This window comes from Sediminibacterium sp. (assembly GCF_019264485.1).
GTDB lineage: Bacteria > Bacteroidota > Bacteroidia > Chitinophagales > Chitinophagaceae > Sediminibacterium.
This window is the reverse complement of record NZ_JAHVAA010000003.1, coordinates 1-19,604: the sequence shown is the minus strand read 5'-3', so window position 1 is coordinate 19,604 and position 19,604 is coordinate 1. Positions and strand designations below refer to the sequence as shown.

Here is a 19,604-nt window from a genome sequence, read left to right as displayed (position 1 = left end):
TTGTGAGTATATGAAAATACTCATATTCGGGCAGCCATAGCATAAAAAAAGCTGTTCAATTTATATGAACAGCTTTTTCTTTCTAATAGCACTGTTTATACTTTTTCCGTTTCGCTCTGCAGTAATTCAACACTTCTGTTGATAAAACTTGTGAGGTCGTTTCCTTTTAATAGTCCCTGCGACAACAATGCAAGATCAGCCAGGTTCCTTACCTGTTTTTCTTTCAGGGGCACATTTTCTGTTTTTAATAATTGCTGATATATGGGGTGATTACCATTGATGGTAAGTGTTACCTCATCTGGCATTTGTGCATAAAAAGCAGTCATACCCCCACCTACCCCGGCCATATCTTTCATACGTCTCATAAATTCTGGGCGTGTGGCAATAACAGGTGCGGTTTCAGGACTAAGGCCTTTGATTTCAGTTGTAACATGCAGATCAGCAAAACTCAGGTTGAACAATTCTCTTAATTGTTCCGTTTCTTCGTTACTTAATACTGTATCATTTCCTTCCTGTTTATCAATCAGGTTATCAACAATATCAGCATCTACTCTTACAAAGCTGACATTGTCCCACTTCATCTCCATCGTGTTAATAAAAGCAGCATCTACAAGGGTCTCCATTTTTACTACCACATATCTTTTTTGTTTGCAGGCCTGTATATAGGCATCCTGCTGAACAGGGTTGGTACTGTATAAAATGATATGCTTGCCTTCCTTATTTTTCTGCGATACTTCCGTAGCGGTTTTATATTCTTCCAGTGTATGGAATTTTCCTTCTACATCTTCCATCACTAAAAACTTATTCGCTTTTTCTAGGAATTTGTCGTCAGTCATCATCCCATATTTCACAAATAATCCCAGGCTCTCCCATTTCTCTTCAAATGAAGTTCTCTCGTTACGAAAAATTTCTTCCAGTTTATCCGCTACTTTTTTAGTGATATGGGCATTGATTTTTTTCACATTCGGATCACCCTGCAAATAGCTACGGCTTACATTCAGCGGAATATCCGGGCTATCGATTACACCATGCAGTAACATGAGGAACTCGGGAACAATATCTTTTACCTCATCTGTTACAAATACCTGGTTACAGTACAACTGTATTTTATCTTTTTGTATCTCGTAACTCTGTTTTATTTTGGGGAAATACAAGACACCCGTTAAATTAAATGGATAGTCTACATTCAGGTGTATCCAGAATAATGGTGTTTCACCAAACGGATACAACTCACGATAGAATTTTTCATAATCCTCTTTCGTCAGTTCGGCCGGTTTTTTAATCCAGATGGGATTGGTATTGTTGATGGGGTTTTCTGCTGAATCTTCTTTTTTCTCTTCTCCTGCATCTGTAAAATAAATAGAGACTGGCAGGAACTTACAGAATCTTTCGAGGATACCTTTTATACGTGAAGCTTCCAGGAATTCGTTACTCTCTTCATTAATATGGAGCACAATTTTGGTGCCGCGTTCGTTATAATCGGTTTCATATAACTCAAACTCAGGGCTACCGTCACAACTCCAGAAAACACCACTACCCTCTTTAAAACTCTTTGAATGAATATCTACTTTATCACTCACCATAAAAGCACTGTAGAAACCTAATCCGAAATGCCCGATGATGCTGGCGTCTTTATATTTATTTACAAACTCTTCGGCACCGCTGAATGCCACCTGGTTAATATATTTATCTACTTCTTCTCCCGTCATACCCACACCACGGTCAATAATACTCAGGGTTTTCTCTTTGGCATCCAGTATTACGTCTATTCTAAGTTCGCCGATATCGCCTTTAGCCTCTCCGATAGACGAGAGGGTTTTTAGTTTCTGACAGGCATCGACGGCATTACTCACCAGTTCCCGAAGGAATATTTCATGATCGCTGTAAAGGAATTTCTTAATAATGGGGAAGATATTCTCCGTTTGAACACGAATCTGGCCTTTTTGCATGGTTCTCTTGTTTTCAGCGCATATGAACAAAGAAAGTACCAAAGGGGAGAAAACTGACAGGTTGACAAGTTATCCACCTAAATAAAATTTAATGATCAATTGATCCAGGGAAAAAATGTCATTTCAGTTGGAATGCTACATTTGTTATCCAAACAAACTCAAATCCATGAGAAAACTGTACCTGAGCCGTTTCTTCGGCGTTTTTTGCCTTGTTGTAATATCATTTATTACCCAGGCACAAAGCATCGGATGGAACTTTACCACCGCTTCTCCCTCTTTAACTACCACAAATATTACCGCTTCAGATATAAGCAGGGGTAATAACAATGGTACTACCAACGAACTAATAACAACTGTATCTGTTTCCAGTACCTACCCTGGTTTTTCAGCAGGTGGCAATGCAGGTGTGGCTGCAAGGACGGGAGCATTAAACCTGGCGGCCAACAGTAGTGCTTATTTTGAATTTACACTTACTCCTGCCAATGGTTATACTTTTACATTGAATGGAATTAGTTTTGGTACAAGGAGCACTAGTACCGCTCCCCAGGCTTATACCATAAGATCGAGTGCGGATAATTTTACCACTGATATTGTATCGGGATCGATTAGTAATAACAGCTCATGGAGTTTGAAAAGCCATACAGGCTTAACCTTTAGTGCTTCTTCTGCTACAACCTTCAGGATTTACGGTTATAACGGCACTGGTTCCCCAGCTGCCAATACCACCAACTGGCGTATTGATGATCTTACACTTTCTGTTAGTGCAAGCGTTCCTACCAATATATCATCGCTATCATCACTTGCGCTAAGCGCTGGTTCTTTAACGCCTTCATTTACATCTAACAATTTTTCTTACAGCAGCACAGTTCCTGCTGCAGTGAATAGTATTACGCTTACACCTGTTGCAACAGACGTACTGGCAGCCATTACTGTAAACAATTTACCAGTTGCAAACGGAAATGTTTCGCAGGCAATTGCTTTAAATACAGGTGTAAACAATATTACCATACAGGTAACAGCACAGGATGGTATAACTGTATCAACTTACAGTATACAGGTTACACGCGAAGTACCAGGCAATCCTTTACTGATTGTCAACCCCGCAAGTTTTGATTTTGGCAATCAATGTATCAATACCACCACCAATACTTCTTTCACCGTTAATGGAACTGATTTAGATGGAAGTCCGGTTACCATTACTGCACCTGATGGATTTAGTGTTGCTGCAACTGCCAACGGTAGTTTTGGAAGTAGCATTCAACTCAATTATTCTGGCAGCACTTTAAACGCAACTACTGTATATGTTCGTTTTACACCTGTTGTAGTTCAGTCGTATCAAAACAATTTTAACCTCTCTGGAGGTGGAACCACTCTTTCTTACCCAGCGATTGGTAATGGTGTTAACAGCACTGCTTCTGTAAATACACAACTCATCAGTAATATCGGATCAACAACCGCAACACTGGCTGGTGATATTACCAATGCAGGTTGTTCTCCTGCTTCTGCATACGGATTTGAATACAGTACCACTAATAATTTTGCCAATGGAACAGGTATAGTAGTTACAGCAAATAACTTGTCGGGCAATAATTTCAGTGCCCCACTGAATGGTTTAAATGCCAATACTATTTATTACGTAAAAGCATTTGTAACCAATGCAGGCGGCACAGCTTATGGTCCGCAGCAATCATTTATTACAACTGCACGGCCTGTAATCATGGCACAACAAGCTGCACTGGCTTATACACAGAATTTCGATAATATTTCCAGCTGGTCAAATGGCTTTGCATCTGATAATGGTGCCATTAATTTCGGCCCCGTTGCTGTAAATGCTAATGGAACTATTCCAAACGGCATTCGCACTACAACAGCTACCAATAGCTTCAGTAGCGGATCTTCGGGTGGTGTACAACGTGGCAGCGGCAGCCTTGTTTTACTGGCAACAGGTGCTGCTGATAATACCACCGCAGTAGCTGTTGATCTCTTACTTGATTTCACGGGTGTAAATGCAGGAACCATTGCGTTTAACTGGGCATCTGTTAACAACAGTACCGGCGACAGGAAAGGTTCTCTTCGCATATACAGCAGTACCGATGGTGTAAATTTCACAGAAATAACAGCAGCAGCTGTGCTGAATATTACCAATAACGCTCCTACTAACGGAACAGTAGCAGGTATTGCATTACCGTCTAATTTCAGTAATAACCCTAATGCCAGATTGCGTTTCTATTATCATAATGGCAGTGGCGGATCAACAGGGTCAAGACCTAAAATCAGCATCGACAACCTGGTAGTGAGAGGTTATACACCCGGTGATGTAACAGCCCCGCTCGTGACCAGTTATAACCCTGCTACAGGTTCAACAGGTATTACGCCAGCAGGTTCAATTGCTGTTACATTCAACGAAACCATCGTTCCCGGAACAGGAAATATTACATTACACAATGCAACCAATGGCACAAGTCAGGTCTTTACTATTAATGACCCTGCCGTTAGCATTGCTGCAGAAACGTTAAGTCTGAATACCAACCTCTCTGCATTTAAATCTTATTACGTAACAATAGATGCAGGAGCTTTGGTTGATTTGGGTGGCAACGCTTTTGCAGGGATTGCGGCCAACACATGGAGCTTTAGTACAGGCGCACCTCCTACCAGTTTTAATTTCAACGATTGTGTAAGTAATCTGCCGGGTGGCTTTACACAGTACAGTGTTACCGGTGCACAGGTATGGGGTTGTACCACATTTGGCAAAACAGGTAATGGTGTTCAGATCAATGGTTTTGTTAGTGGTGCCCAGACTAATGAAGACTGGCTCATTTCGCCCTCCTTCGATTTATCAGGGTTTGATTACCCGCTGTTGAGCTTTGCTTCACGTGTTCGTTTTGCAGGTCCTTCCTTAAAACTCATGGTATCTTCGAACTATACAGGAGCTGGTGATCCAAACCTCGCTCAGTGGACTGAGATTAATGGGCGCTTTGCTGAAGCAGAGTCTGATGTATGGACTACCAGCGATCAGATCGATTTGTCGGCTTATAAAACAGCGAATGTATATATCGCTTTTGTGTACACTTCATCACCTGTTTTAAACGCTGCAAGATGGACACTCGACGATTTTAATGTTACGAACTCTGCAGTACCTGCAGCACCCGGCGTTGACATACGTGGCGGAAATATTGATTTTGATTATATAGCGAACGGACAAACTTCTGCCAACAGAACATTCTCTGTTGAAGGTTATAATGTATCAGACGATATCAGTGTAACTGCCCCAACCGGATTTGAAATAAGTATGGATGGCAACAGTTTTGGTTCTTCTGTTACCATACCTGCTGCTGATGCCAATACACGTAAAACTATTTATGCGCGTTTCAGACCTTTGGCAGCCGACCAGAATTATTCCGGACAGGTGAATGCCTTAATTACCAATAACGGCACCATCATTCAGGGTATGAGTTTTACGGGCACTTCTCTCAGAACCTTAAAAGTGGTAAACTGGAACCTGGAATGGTTTGGCAGTACCGAAGCCGGACTGGGTCCGAACAACAAAGATCTGCAGCAACAAAATGTAACAACGGTGCTCAACACGCTGAAAGCAGATGTGTATGCGCTGGTTGAAATTGTTGATACTTTACGATTTAAAAATCTGGCGGAGTCTTTGCCTGGAAATTATGGATATGTTGTAAATACTTATGGTTCCTATGCCGATGATGTAAATGATCCTGATTATGCAGGCGCACAGAAGCTTGGTTTTATTTACAATAAAGATGTAGTGAAGAAACTGAGCAGCCGGCCCCTGTTGCAGGCCAGTTCCGGCAATGCCTATAACAGTTGGGCCAGCGGTCGTTTCCCCTTCCTGATGCAGGCTGAGGTAACACTAAACGGAGCTACAAGTGTTGTTGATTTTATTGTAATACATGCCAAAGCCAATACAGGTAATACCGCCGACAAGATTGAAGGATACCAGCGAAGAAAAGCAGGAGCTGATGAATTGAAAGATTCATTAGACGCTGCTTTCCCGAACAGCCGGATTATTATACTCGGCGATATGAATGATGACTTCGACAAAACCATTACCACAGAGATGGCCCCCATCACAGCAAGCTCTTACAGTTCATTCCTGAATGATGCGGCCAATTATACGCCTGTTACATTACCATTGAGTTTAACTGGCAATAGCTCTACTGCTTCTTTCCCCGATATGATTGATCACGTTATTACATCGAGTGAAATGAGTATTGCATATGTACAGAACTCCGCAAAAGTTTACAGGGATGTACTCACACTGATTAATGGTTTCGCCAGTACAACATCAGATCACTTCCCAATCATTACGAAATATGACTGGCGTTATTTCAGCAAACCAACAATATCGGTTACCGATCTTGGCTTCTTTACAGATGCCGGTGTATGCTCAATAACAACAACATTACCAACACCCGTTGTTACCGGATTCAATAATATCGTATCCATTACCAGCGATGCACCGCAAACTTTCCCAGTGGGCGTAACGAAAGTTACCTGGACCGCCGTTGATACTTATGGCAATAGCAATACTAAAGAGCAGTTGATTACGGTTACAGACAACCAAAAACCAACCATTCAGGCTCCGGCAGCAGTGAGTATTGTAAGCGATAATGGCGTTTGTTATGGCACTATTAGCTCGCTTGGTTCAGCAACAGTAGCAGACAATTGTGGTATTGCATCTGTTACCAATAACGCACCGGCACAGTTCCCGGTTGGAACTACGATTGTTACCTGGACAGTAACAGATATTCATGGCAATATTACCGATACGGCCAAACAAGAAGTAACTGTTATTGATAACCAGCCGCCTGTTGTAGTTGTAAATGCAATATCCATGTCTGCTCAGGCTGGCAGATGCGATGCATTCATCAGCATTACTCAACCTGAGACAAACGACAATTGTGGTATTGCTACCATTACAGGAGTAAGGAACGATGGTTTGCCATTAACAGATGCTTTCCCAACCGGCTCAACAACCATTACCTGGACGGTTACAGATGTAAACGGTAATGTTCGTATCGCAACTCAAATTGTACAAGTAACAGATAACCAGGCTCCACAAATTGCATGTGCTGCCAATCTCTCATTCTGTTAGTCGGCCAACAACCAATATACAGTTCCAGTAATTGGCTTTTCTGATAATTGCGGAATTGCTAGCATTGTTTACACTATAACAGGCGCTACTACTCGCAGTGGAAGTGGAGGTAATATCAGTGGTGTTTTCAACAATGGTGTATCAAATATTACATTAACTGTTACAGATATAAACGGCAACAGCAATACCTGTAGTTTCACGGTAACAATTACAACTCCGCCAACAGCAATCATTACAAGCAGCAATCCTGATGCTTTCTGTAACCAGTTTGTATTGTCTGGAAACAGTGGCAACTATAGCTACAAATGGTTCTATAACAATACTGTTGTAGGCACTGGTTCCCAACTGAACCTTGGTCTTAGCAATGGAGATGGGGCCTACTCACTCACTATTACCGATGCAGCAGGTTGCAGTAGTGCCAACAACACATCGTTCACCTATCAGAAACAAAACCTTGTAAGCAATTATACCATACTTGCTTATGAAGAAGTAAAACTGGGTGAATCGAATACAGTTGCTGGTGGTAGTGTAGGTGTAATGAACAGACGAGGCGAGGCTTCCTTTGACAAAAACAGTTCTGTAGCTGCCCCAGGCGCATTTGTAAAAGCACCAAGAATTGACCTCGATGGATCGGGCATCAATATCCCGAACAAAATTTATGGTTCAGCAACAGTAAGTTTACCAACCATGTTCTATAATACCAGTAACACGCGTAACCTTCCAAACACTTCTGTTCAGAAGAATACGACGGTTACATTAAGTGGTAATTATAATGACATTACTATCAAAGAAAATGCAACAGTTACGCTAAATGGTACTGTTTTCGGAGTAATTAAAGCAGATAAAGGCGCTAACATCCGCTTTACTGCCGCTGCAGTGAGCATTGAAGAATTGATCGTTGAAGAAGGCGGTAAAACAGCCTACAGCAATATCAGGTTCAATGGCGGCACTCAACTTAAGGTAAGTAAGAAAGTAAGTATTGGCAATCGCGTGATACTAAACCCTGATAACCATAAAGTAACTTTCTACATGGGTGATACCAAATGCGATGATGAAAAATTCCAGGTGAAAGGTGAAGATGTACGTGTAAATGCAAACGTGTATATGCCAAACGGCAAACTGAAAGTAACTGCTGAAAACAAGGGTCATGGAAAATGGAACAGCAATACTTCAGCTATTTACATGACAGGATTGTTTATTGCAGAACAGGTAGAAAGCAAGGGTGGCAATATTACATGGAACAATAACAATTGCACTGTTAATACTGTGGCTGCTAGTAATAACCAGCCTGTAATAAGCAGTAAGATCATAGCAGAAGAAAAACCTGCTACTGAAACTACCGGTTTATTAAATGTAACAGTAATGCCAAACCCAAGCCGTACATTCTTTACACTGAAAATTTCAGGTAAAACAGAAGCACCAGTTCAACTTCGCATTATTGATGTTACAGGTCGAGCTCTTGAAAGCAGAAATAATCTGAACGCTAACAGTACCGTTCAGGTAGGACATCGCCTGAACCCCGGCACTTATTATGCTGAACTGGTTCAGGGAAGAGAAAGAAAAGTGGTACAACTGATCAAAATCAGGTAATGGTTCTCCATTTATAATTAAATAAAAACGCCCCGTTTTACCGGGGCGTTTTTATTTAATTCCCCAATACCTGAATATTATCAATTCTGAAAGTGGTAGTGAGTTTGGCCACTTGTGCAGGCGGGTCATTTCCTTCGTAACGAAATGCGATATATACTTTTCCTTTGAGTGCATGCAAGCTCACGTCTCCCGAAGCAACCCAATCTTTTGCATATCCTGAAACAGCGCCTTTTGCAATAACTGCATCCAGCTTGTTCCATTTTGCCTTCCATGGCGAAGCTCCTCCGTCGTAATTGGTGGAATACAATACCTGCAATACCGCTCCATTATCAAATCCGTCCCTTGTTTGAAAACGCAGTAATTCATTTGAAGAGTACTCAAGATCAATACGAGGCAGAATGAGCCAGCTGATGACCGACTGTTCTTTTGTAGCAAACGCACTGATTTCTGCATAAGTATTTCCTGCCGAAGTTTTCGCGAGGAAATAACGATCGCCGGTTTCAGGAATATTTTTCCAATCAGTTAAGTGTATGCTGCTATCTGTTTGCTGACCTGTAAAATCTTCTGCAAACATTTGCTTAGGACCGGTTTGTGTGCACCTTAACCCATCCAGTTTTACATCATTGGTATCTCTGAGCAATAATTGTTTCTGTGTTCTGAAAATACTATACACGCCCGTTATTTCACCATTTCCTCTTGCTGTTAATGCAGATGCAAAACGAGCAAAACCTCCTGTTCGTACATATACAGTACCAATGCCACAGGTTCTCATTGTATGACTCACTGCCTGTTTATTAATCGCGTCTGCATAAGGTTTTCCCGTATCGGAACTGGCAAACTCTACATTGATTAATGTAATCAGTGTACTTTGCAGACTATCGGCCAATTCACTTATAGCAAGTTTTTTGGGGACCAGTTTTTGTTGCATTGGTCCTTTAATTAGTACCCTGTCGAATAATGGCTGTGGTATGGAAGACAATTGTGGTGATAATGGATCAGAACGATCAACACCAGCACCCAATTGAATCATACCTGCATAATCGCCCATCCATAAACCTTTCAGTCTCACAAATATTTTTCTACCAACCGGGTACACATTAAAAAGAGAATAACCATCTAACCGGATAGTGATGCCTCCCGTACTATCCTGTACAACAATCGACTTATAAAAATTATCGGTCTGGTCGTTGGCTATTACGATTCCTTCAATCACCAGGTCATCCATTATTTTTTCAAAATTATTAAGCAGGTGTAGCCGCTTTAGTTCTGCAATACTTGTATTTGAACTGATCATCGGTCCATGATATGCAGGCGGTTCATCAAATGGCTTATGACAATTGGTTATACCTGTTAACAGGGGCACAGAGAGCAGCAGATAAAAACAGTTTCTTATTTTCATAGTTAATTATTTAAAAACTAAGTGAAACAGACAGGGCATAATTCAACCCGTATCCATAAAATAATTTGGGAGGGAAGCGGTCCGGGTCCTTTGTTTCCTGATCGAAACGGAGTTGTTCATAGCCTCCTGTAATTATGCGTTGCTCATTCAGCAGGTTATTGATACCTGCTGTACAGAAAAACCTTAGTGGTTTTTTGTTATACACATTACGGATAGAGAAACCTTTTCCTATAAACACATTCAGGAGCATGGCGGAAGGCAGCCGTTCCTGGTTAATAATCTTATACCATTGCTCGCTTCCTTTTTGAATGCCTTCGAGTGCTTCATAAGTTCTGCGTACAGGATTAAACTCAAGCCACTGCTCATTAAAAAAATTCGTATTCACCTGAAGAAAAAAACTTTTTGCTGTACGGTAGCGTATACCTGTACCAGCTACTTGTTGTGGGGAACCTCCTATTCTGAAATTTTTAGCATACACTTCCATTTTATCCAGCAAGGCCTCATTGTTATCCAGGCTTACCGTTACTGCCTGTCTGCTCGTGTAGCTGTGTAACCCTTTTGCAAAAGCCAGGCTCAGCTCCCATCGTTCATTCAATTCCCAGGAAATGGCCGATTCAATACCTGCGTATTGGCGGTTTATATTGCGAATGGCATAGTTCACAAAATTTCTATACCCGTCATGATAAAACGTAAGCACATTCATACCATTTCGCGAAATAGTATGGTAAAGACTTATCCTGGCTTTTAACTTGTGTAATAGTAACTGATACATCATTTCAACACTAAATATTGTTTCACTCATTACTTGTTCCTGTCTGGTATCACGCATACGCGGGGCGATATATACATTGTCAAACAAAGGCGCTTTGGTTTGTGTATGAACTAAAAAACCAAGCGTATGTTTTGCATGCAGTTTGAACCTAAGGCCTATTTTTAGCGTAGGATCAAAAAAATGACTGGCTACCGACGCTCCTTTTGAATGTCGTGGGAAAAGACCGTTACGAACCAACCCTTTCCGGTTAAACTCCGTTTTTGAAAAACGAAAACCAAGTAGATAATCAATTTTCTTTGTAACATATTCTGTTTGTGTCCATAGGCTGGTTAATACAACGGTTGAGAGGTAATCATACCCATATCGGTCGCCTTTACGAAGTATGCGATTGGGTTGATCGATATCAAATTGAAGAGCCTGCTGATTTGCAGGAAAATCATTTTCTGCAAACTGGTTCCAGTTAACATGAAAATCTGCACCCAATAAATCATACACTGTTTTATACTGATGATTTTGCTGGTAACTGAATTGAAATCCTGCAGCTATGCTCATATTATTTTTCCATCTTGCCTGATAATGACTACTCAGCAACCATCTTTTTGTATTTATTACTCTTTGTTCCAATAAATAATGTGCTCTTTTCCCTGATATGGATTCACCTGTGCCGTTTACATCATCAATCCGTTCAAAAGAGTTACTATTGATGGCATATAGTTGTTGCCAGTTAATCTGTTGCAGCTCTTTATTCCCTAACAACATATCAGTTACCTGATTGCGTAATAAACTATCTGTTTGGTGTGCCGGCAGGTAGCGATAATAATCCGGTCGCGGATCTGCAGCCTGGTACCAATCTAATCCTGTATCTGTTCTTGTTCCCATTACCGCACCAATACTGGTAATCCATGCCGACTGGTTATCAGGGTTCCATTCATAAGAAAGAATAGCAACAGGCATGTGCTGAGCCGTTAATGCAGCATTTCGTTTCCGGCCTTGTTGGTAGCCCCAATTGGGATTATACCTGATACCCAATAAATCTGTTACCGGTGCAGTTACCGCAGCCTGTTTTCCATATTGTTGGATGGAGCCAAAAATGATGAGTGATAATAAGCCTGCTTTTCTGAGTTGTTTATCGATGGCTGCATAGTAGGCTCCTGACTGGTATTCGCATCCTGTTCTGTAGCCTTCTGTAGCCATCCGAATATTTGCTGATGCTGCCCATGACCAGCCTTTTTTATTGGTTTCTGTAGCATAAGAAAAATGATACCTGTTGGTGTAGCTGCGATTGGATCTTGCATAACCCCACTGCAACTGTTTTCGTTGTGCAAGTGTCCGCAAATCGTTACTGGTAGTAATGCCTGCATCGCCCAACCAGTTATCCTGGAAACGATGAGCCGCAAAATCAATACTGCTTCTCATTACTGGTGAAAGACCATTCCATAATGACCATGCGGGATTACCCTGTTGAAGATCGTTAAACCATAAACCATTAATGAGTGCTCCTGAAAGAGATGCATCATACCCTCGATACCTGTAACGCATAGCGCTGAACTGAAATGAGGCCATTTGCAGGAATACATCTTTCTCACCATATAATGCCGATACAATAGCCGATGTTGTACCTCTTTCCTGTTCATTCATCAATATAGCATCTGCTTCTACCGATTCCTGACTGAGTAAAAGCTGTAGTAAACTGCTATCGTATTTCGATGGAAGTGTATCCGTTTTGCATGGAGAGGCGGCTACTTCTAAACAAAATGCTAAATGGGCTACAAAAAAAATAAACCGGATCATACAAATCATTTCTTCCAAAATAGAAAGTGCAAAAACAAATTGTACTACCAGTGATCATTTTTGCGGGAAATACGGTCATGAAAAAATGTATTTAGCGTAATAAATACTCAACTTTTATCATGAAAAAACTACTCTTCATTCTGAGCGTACTACAATTCTCTCTAAGCGCTTCGTCACAAGTAAAGAGATATCAGGTAGCGGTGATTGGTTTTTACAACCTTGAGAATTTGTACGACACCATCGACAACCCATTGATCAATGATGATGATTTCACCCCAACTGGTGTGAAAAAATATGGTACTGCTATTTTTAAAGACAAGCTAACTAAATTAGCTAAAGTGATTAGTGAAATAGGTACTACTTATACAGACAATGGTTTGAGCATATTAGGTGTAGCTGAAATTGAAAACGATACCGTACTTCAGTTTCTTGTTCAGCATCCGGTATTGCAGAAAAGGAATTATCATATTGTACATGCTTCATCGAAAGATGCAAGAGGTGTTGATGTTGCTTTGATTTATAACCCTGCCTATTTTATTCCGATTGAAGCACAGAAATTATTTGTGGCTTTACCGAGCAATAGTAAAGATGGATATTTTACAAGAGACATTTTATACTGTAAAGGTCTACTGCATACAGATACGGTACATATATATGTAAGTCACTGGCCGAGCAGAAGAGGTGGTCAGGAAAGAAGTGATCCGGCTCGTATGGCGGCGGCTGGCGTATGCAGAAAACATATTGATTCGATCCAGGCAAAAAATCCTGCAGCTAAACTGATTGTGATGGGCGATATGAATGATGACCCCGGCGACGAAAGCATCAGGGAGGGATTGAGGGCCAAAGCAAAAAAAGAAGAATTAAAACCGGGTGATTTATTCAATCCCTGGGGTAGCTGGTTGCAAAAAGGAGTGGGTACCCTCGCTCATAAAGATCGCTGGGGTTTATTTGATCAGGTCATGCTTTCTCAGAGCTGGCTCGATAAAACCAGTGCTGGTTTCCATTTTTTCAGGGATCATATTTTTAATCCTCCCTACCTGGCCGAATACAGCGGAAGGTTTAAAGGCTACCCTATGCGTACCTGGGAAGGAAACCGGTATAGGGGTGGCTATAGCGACCATTTTCCGGTTTATATGGTTTTTTTGAGACATATAGCTGATTATCAATGAGTCTGGAAGACCGGAAGTCGGAAAGTCCGAAGATTATACCTTTGCAAAGCAAAATTAACCCGGAGTCCCGGAGTCCCGGAGTCCCGGGGTCCCGGACTTTTCCTTTCATTATTTCCCTCCAATGCCTTACCTTTGCAGCCCCAAATCTGTTATTGGCAGATTTCCTCCCGACAGCATTGTTGGGGGAATCCACTGGGAAAAACCAATTTAAAAACCTAAAAATTCAGGTAATGAGTAATTACGAATTGATGGTGATTTTCACTCCGGTACTGTCTGAGGAAGATTTCAAAGCTTCTCAGAAGAAGTACGAAGACTTCATCAAAGAAAATGGTGGGTCTACCGTATTCAGTAACCCATGGGGTTTAAAATCACTAGCTTACCCAATCCAGAAAAAAACAACCGGTATTTACTGGATACTGGAGTACAGTGCACCAACCGATCTCAATGAAAAATTGAAGATCCAGCTTTTACGTGACGAGCAGGTAATGCGTCACATGGTAACCAAACTCGATAAATACGCCGTCGAGTATAACTACAGAAAAAGAAATGGCGGATTTGCTGTAACTGAAAAAACGGAGGGTTAATCATGGCAAAGAATGAAATAAAATACCTGACCGCTATCAAACAGGAGAAGCCAAAGAAAAAATTCTGTCGCTTCAAAAAATATGGCATTAAATACGTTGACTACAAAGACATCGATTTCCTGAAAAAATTCATCAATGAGCAGGGTAAATTATTACCACGCCGTTTGAGCGGGAACTCGCTGAAATACCAGCGTAAAGTATCTGATGCAGTTAAAAAAGCTCGCCAGATGGGGCTTTTACCATATGTAACAGATCTTTTGAAATAAAAATCAAAATTCAAAAGCCAAAAAACATTTTCTGACTTTTGAATTTTGGTTTTTGAATTATCATTAATTAGTCACCTTCCCTAATCCCGGCAAGATCGGGAGACAGTCTGGCCTCAGGCAAGACTGGGCTCTTGGGAACTAAACAAACAATCATGCAAGTAATTTTAATTCAGGACGTAGACAACCTGGGTGGTCGTCATGAACTGGTAAACGTTAAAAACGGTTATGCCAGGAATTTTCTGATCCCACAGAAATTCGCTGTAGAAGCAAACCCTTCTAACCTCAAACAACTGGAAGAGCGTTTGAAAGTACAGTCGAAGAAAGAAGCAGCTATGCTCGCTGAGATCAATAAAGTGATCGATGTGTTGAAAGCAGCTCCTGTAAAACTGGGTGCCAAAACCGGTACGAGTGGTAAAATATTCGGAACCATTACTTCTCTGCAGATCGCCCGTGCTATCCGTGACCAGAAAGGTTATGAGATCGACCGTAAGCGTATCAGTATTGTGGATGATGTAAAGGAACTGGGTGCTTATAAAGCTTCCATAGATTTTGGTAACGGCCATGTTACTGAGATTGATTTTGAAGTTGTAGGCGAATAATCGTCCTGGAACAAGTTTTTCCAACCCCGATTTCCATTTCATGGTGGAAATCGGGGTTTTTTATACCGATAAATCGGTATTTTTTACTGTTTTTGACCTAAAAAATCCCCGGGGTGAAAAAAACTTGTCAATCCCCCAAATTCCCTATCTTCGATAGTCCAATGAAAGGTCTTCCATATCTCAGAACGTTTTTACGTAAATGTTTCAGGGTTTTTGGTTACTGGTTTCTCATTGGTTTTTGATCACTTAATTTTTAAAAAGAACATGAACATTTACGTTGGAAATCTGAACTGGAACATGACCAGTGACGATCTGCAGAACCTGTTTACTCCCTATGGTGAAGTAACGAGCGCCAAAATTGTTACCGACAAATTCAATAACGACCGCAGCAAAGGTTTCGGTTTCGTTGAAATGTCTGATGATGAGGCAGCCCGTACCGCAATCAGCGCCCTGCACGACACAGAAGTGTTGGGTCGTAAGATCGTGGTAAACGAATCTACCCCACGCCCTGAAGGTGAAAGAGGCGGCTTCAAAAAGAAGAGCTTCGGCGGCGGCGGTGGCCGTGGCGGATTTGGTGGTGGTGGCGGAAACCGTGGTGGCGGCGGTGGCGGATACAACCGCGATCGTGGTAACGGCGGTGGTGGTGGATACAACAGGTATTAATCTACTACAACTACACAATCTTGAAACCCCGGCAGTTTAACTCGTCGGGGTTTTTTTATGTGCTGAACTTACTATTGTCAATTGTTGCCAATTCTTTAATTTGGAGCAATGAATACAGCATCTGTTATAAAAGCCCCTGTTGCAGGTTGTATGCGTTGGGGGAAATGGGGTGCCGGTTTTTCAACAGCAGAATACCGGCAAATGATTGAAGACTGTCTCGAAAATGGTATCACAGCTTTCGACCATGCCGATATATATGGCGATTATACCACAGAAGCAGAATTTGGTGCCGCCTTAAAAGAAGCTCCTTCGTTAAGAGCTCATCTGCGCATCATCAGTAAATGTGGTATACAGATGCTTACAGAGAACAGACCCGCCCACCAGGTAAAATCTTACAATACATCTGCTCAGCATATCATCAGTTCTGTAGAACAATCGTTAGAACATTTTGGAACCGATCACCTGGATCTTCTACTTATACATCGCCCAGATCCATTAATGAACCCGGTAGAAGTTGCCGGAGCGATTGAACTTTTAAAGCAGCAGGGTAAAATTCTGCAGTTTGGTGTATCTAATTTCCATCCTCACCAGGTAGAAACATTACTGAAATATACCAGAATAGAATATAACCAGCTTGAGATTTCCATTCTTCACCTGCCCCCTTTTACCAATGGTATGCTCGATCATTGTATGCAATACCAGATTGTGCCCATGGCATGGGCCCCGCTTGGCGGAGGAATACTGAATGACGATAGTCATCCAAGATTCAGAAGTATAGTAAGTACAGCTACCTTATTGGCAGAAAAATATGAGACCGGAGTGAATGAAATTCTATTAGCCTGGTTGCACCGCCATCCTTCGGGTATTTTACCCGTTATTGGTACTACTAAAATTGAACGGCTTATACAGGCTAAAAATGCAGCAGGTATATTACTGGAAAGAGAAGACTGGTTTAAATTATTAGCTGCCTCTACTGGTGAAGAAGTGGCTTGATTGTTAAGTTATATCAGACCAAGGGCAGTCTTACAGAAAAAACAGTGCCTTCTCCTTCTTCACTTTCGACGGTTATTTTCCCCTTGTGCTGTTCCACAATCTGTTTACAAATAGACAGTCCCATACCAAATCCTTTTTCCCCTGCCGTACCACTCCTTTTTCCATGGCCAAATAAATCAAAAATACTGTCCTGTTTTTCATGTGGTATTCCAATACCATGATCGGTTACAGTGATAAGTGCAAAATTGGGTTCTTTTCTGGTTATTACTATAATCTGTGAATGCTCAGGGCTGAATTTAATGGCATTCATAACCAGGTTGCCCAACACCCTTTCAATACGATCGGTATCAATAGTTACAGGTAAATCCTCTGCACAATATTGCACATTGACCCTTATTTTTTTTTGTCTTGCACGAAACTCAAATGAAGGATACCACTCAGTTAGTTGCTGATTTAGTTCTACTGTTTTCAACTGTCCATCTGCACTGTTATTTTCATTGTGCTGAAGTAGGTCGTTAATAAGCATAAGGGCACTGTGCGATGCATGATCGATGAGTGCAAAAAGTTTCTGTTGTTCCTCTTTTGGAAGTTCTTCGGCCTGCATTAGTTTAGTGATACCTGAGATATTAGAAATAGGTGTTCGCAGGTCGTGAGCAACGGTTCCCAGAATTCTTTCTTTTTCATCTTTTGCAAACCTTAGTTCCATATTGGTGCTCTCCAGCTGGTACAGGTTTTTAAAATAGATGGTTTTGAAATACAGTAATGCCAGTATGAAAAGAAGTAATGGCAGAAACATTTTTAGGCAGGTAGCAATAATTTCCGGTATGGGTAATTGTTCCAGGTTCGGGGTATATGACAGGCGGAGCAGAACAAAAACAGCTGCGGTACTCATTGCATAGAGCAGGTAATGCCAGTCTTTATCGAAAAGAATGATGGCCGCTAAAATCATCAACAGGAAACGGTATTCACCTGAGTTATGATAAATATAGGAAGCGATCATTGATAGAACGGTAAGAGATATCAATACAAACACCCTTAACTCTTTGTACCTACCCTTAAGAGATACCCAAAGCGCAATACTAAAACTAATTAGCTGTGCCATGTTTACGACTGCAGGGAGATAGGCCGAATGGGTAAGGTTAATAATAAGGGATAGAATGGCAAAGGGAGACCCAATGAGAATAAAAAGGTTAAACATGTATGCCCTCTGTATTTCAATAAAAGAGGTATCATCATGTACACCTGTGCGTAAAAATTTCTGAAAAAGGTTGAGTTTCTTTTCCTGGGTCATTGGATATATATAGGGGCAGACTGTAAAGTAATGAAATTAGCAACAATAAAAGTGTAATGAGGAAATAAGATGGGTAAGAAAGAAGCAAGAAACAAGGGACAGGAGGAGTAGTTGAAAAAACACACTATCTCAAAAACTGTGTAAATAGCAAAAAACGGGGTTATCAACTCCACTTTTTTAATTTCAACCCATACACAGTTATGGAGCCGAAACGTTCACAAATATCTTGACAATCTGTTTTTTTGACGCCTTGTTCCCTTGATCATTTATGTTGATATATGAAACAAAAAAGCCTCACTGAATAAACAGTGAGGCTTCAATAAATATGGCAGCTACCTACTCTCCCAGCAAAATGCAAGTACCATCGGCCATGGGGGACTTAACTTCTCTGTTCGGAATGGGAAGAGGTGAACACCCCCGGCAAAACCACCATAAGATTTTAAATCATGGTAATAAACCAGTGACAATAATTTACATATTGGGAAGGAAGTAATAACAAGAAAAAAAATAAAGCTTACGGGCAATTAGTACTACTTGGCTTTGCTGTTACCAGCTTTACACCTATAGCCTATCAACGTCATAGTCTTTGACGACCCTTAAAAGTAAACTCATCTTGTGGAAGGTTTCACGCTTAGATGCTTTCAGCGTTTATCCTGTCCGTGCATAGCTACTCTGCATTGCACCTGGCGGCACAACAGATACACCAGCGGCACGTACGACCCGGTCCTCTCGTACTAAGGTCATGTCCACTCAATTTACTAGCGCCCACCACAGATAGGGACCGAACTGTCTTGCGACGTTCTGAACCCAGTTCACGTGCCACTTTAATCGGCGAACAGCCGAACCCTTGGGACCTTCTCCAGCCCCAGGATGTGACGAACCGACATCGAGGTGCCAAACCTTACCGTCGATATGAGCTCTTGGGTAAGATCAGCCTGTTATCCCCGGAGTACCTTTTATCCTTTGAGCGATGGCCCTTCCATGCAGAACCACCGGATCACTTTAGCCAGCTTTCGCTCCAGCTCGACGTGTTTGTCTCACTGTCAAGCACCCTTTTACTAATGCGCTCTACGTACGATTACCAACCGTACTGAGGGTACCTTTGCGAGCCTCCGTTACTTTTTAGGAGGCGACCACCCCAGTCAAACTACCCACCATGCAATGTCCCCTTGTTCAGGGTTAGGTTCTAAGCAACAAAAGGTTGGTATTTCAACGATGACTCCACAATGCCTGGCGACACTGCTTCAAAGTCTCCCAACTATCCTACACATTTGTTGCTCAAAATCAATGCAAAGTTGTAGTGAAGGTTCACGGGGTCTTTCCGTCCCGTGGCGGGTAACCGGCATCTTCACCGATACTACAATTTCACCGGGCTCGTGGAGGAGACAGTGTTCAACTCATTAGACCATTCGTGCAGGT

At 41.6% G+C, this 19,604-nt stretch carries 13 protein-coding genes and 2 rRNA genes; 8 read left to right on the top strand and 7 right to left on the bottom strand.

What is annotated here, in order from left to right; genetic code table 11:
- Positions 1–95: 95 nt before the first annotated feature.
- A complete protein-coding gene (gene htpG / locus KXJ59_RS00945; protein WP_295200126.1) occupies positions 96–1,949 on the bottom strand; it encodes a molecular chaperone HtpG in 1,854 nt (617 codons plus the stop codon).
- Positions 1,950–2,115: 166 nt separating this feature from the next.
- On the opposite strand from htpG, the gene KXJ59_RS00940 reads away from it, so the two are divergent.
- On the top strand, positions 2,116–7,068 hold the full coding sequence (locus KXJ59_RS00940) for a cadherin-like beta sandwich domain-containing protein (protein ID WP_295200123.1): 4,953 nt from the start codon (positions 2,116–2,118) through the stop codon (positions 7,066–7,068).
- 68 nt (positions 7,069–7,136) lie between these two features.
- On the opposite strand, the gene KXJ59_RS00935 is transcribed toward KXJ59_RS00940, so the two are convergent.
- Positions 7,137–7,361 (bottom strand): hypothetical protein, encoded by a 225-nt coding sequence (locus KXJ59_RS00935; RefSeq protein WP_295200121.1) that lies wholly within the window; start codon positions 7,359–7,361, stop codon positions 7,137–7,139.
- Between KXJ59_RS00935 and KXJ59_RS00930 the strand changes: the two genes are divergently transcribed.
- Complete coding sequence (locus KXJ59_RS00930) at positions 7,342–8,658, top strand: T9SS type A sorting domain-containing protein (protein ID WP_295200118.1); 1,317 nt, start codon at positions 7,342–7,344, stop codon at positions 8,656–8,658. The two genes, KXJ59_RS00935 and KXJ59_RS00930, sit on opposite strands and share 20 nt — an antisense overlap.
- 55 nt (positions 8,659–8,713) lie before the next feature.
- On the opposite strand, the gene KXJ59_RS00925 is transcribed toward KXJ59_RS00930, so the two are convergent.
- Both KXJ59_RS00925 and KXJ59_RS00920 read right to left on the bottom strand, forming a co-directional pair.
- Positions 8,714–10,057, bottom strand: a complete 1,344-nt coding sequence (locus KXJ59_RS00925; RefSeq protein ID WP_295200115.1) for a DUF5689 domain-containing protein — start codon at positions 10,055–10,057, stop codon at positions 8,714–8,716.
- Positions 10,058–10,067: 10 nt separating this feature from the next.
- Complete coding sequence (locus tag KXJ59_RS00920) at positions 10,068–12,620, bottom strand: hypothetical protein (protein WP_295200112.1); 2,553 nt, start codon at positions 12,618–12,620, stop codon at positions 10,068–10,070.
- Positions 12,621–12,739: 119 nt separating this feature from the next.
- Here KXJ59_RS00920 and KXJ59_RS00915 point away from each other — a divergent pair, with 119 nt between their 5' ends.
- The 6 genes from KXJ59_RS00915 (at position 12,740) to KXJ59_RS00890 (ending at position 16,894) form a co-directional block, all read left to right on the top strand.
- Complete coding sequence (locus tag KXJ59_RS00915) at positions 12,740–13,789, top strand: endonuclease/exonuclease/phosphatase (RefSeq protein ID WP_295200109.1); 1,050 nt, start codon at positions 12,740–12,742, stop codon at positions 13,787–13,789.
- A 230-nt stretch (positions 13,790–14,019) separates the two neighbouring features.
- Positions 14,020–14,373, top strand: a complete 354-nt coding sequence (gene rpsF / locus KXJ59_RS00910; RefSeq protein ID WP_295200107.1) for a 30S ribosomal protein S6 — start codon at positions 14,020–14,022, stop codon at positions 14,371–14,373.
- A 2-nt stretch (positions 14,374–14,375) separates the two neighbouring features.
- Positions 14,376–14,639, top strand: a complete 264-nt coding sequence (gene rpsR, locus KXJ59_RS00905; protein ID WP_295200105.1) for a 30S ribosomal protein S18 — start codon at positions 14,376–14,378, stop codon at positions 14,637–14,639.
- A 152-nt stretch (positions 14,640–14,791) separates the two neighbouring features.
- Positions 14,792–15,238, top strand: coding sequence for a 50S ribosomal protein L9 (gene rplI, locus KXJ59_RS00900; protein WP_295200102.1), 447 nt, complete (start codon positions 14,792–14,794; stop codon positions 15,236–15,238).
- Between the two features lie 264 nt (positions 15,239–15,502).
- Positions 15,503–15,901 (top strand): RNA-binding protein, encoded by a 399-nt coding sequence (locus tag KXJ59_RS00895; protein ID WP_295200100.1) that lies wholly within the window; start codon positions 15,503–15,505, stop codon positions 15,899–15,901.
- Positions 15,902–16,009: 108 nt separating this feature from the next.
- Positions 16,010–16,894, top strand: a complete 885-nt coding sequence (locus tag KXJ59_RS00890; RefSeq protein ID WP_295200098.1) for an aldo/keto reductase — start codon at positions 16,010–16,012, stop codon at positions 16,892–16,894.
- 13 nt (positions 16,895–16,907) lie between these two features.
- Here the strand turns inward: KXJ59_RS00890 and KXJ59_RS00885 are convergent, their stop codons facing one another.
- The 3 genes from KXJ59_RS00885 to KXJ59_RS00875 all read right to left on the bottom strand — a co-directional run.
- On the bottom strand, positions 16,908–18,185 hold the full coding sequence (locus tag KXJ59_RS00885; protein ID WP_295200096.1) for a HAMP domain-containing sensor histidine kinase: 1,278 nt from the start codon (positions 18,183–18,185) through the stop codon (positions 16,908–16,910).
- 323 nt (positions 18,186–18,508) lie between these two features.
- A 5S ribosomal RNA gene (gene rrf, locus KXJ59_RS00880) occupies positions 18,509–18,619 on the bottom strand.
- Between the two features lie 69 nt (positions 18,620–18,688).
- Positions 18,689–19,604: ribosomal RNA gene (locus KXJ59_RS00875) — 23S ribosomal RNA — on the bottom strand; the annotation flags it as partial.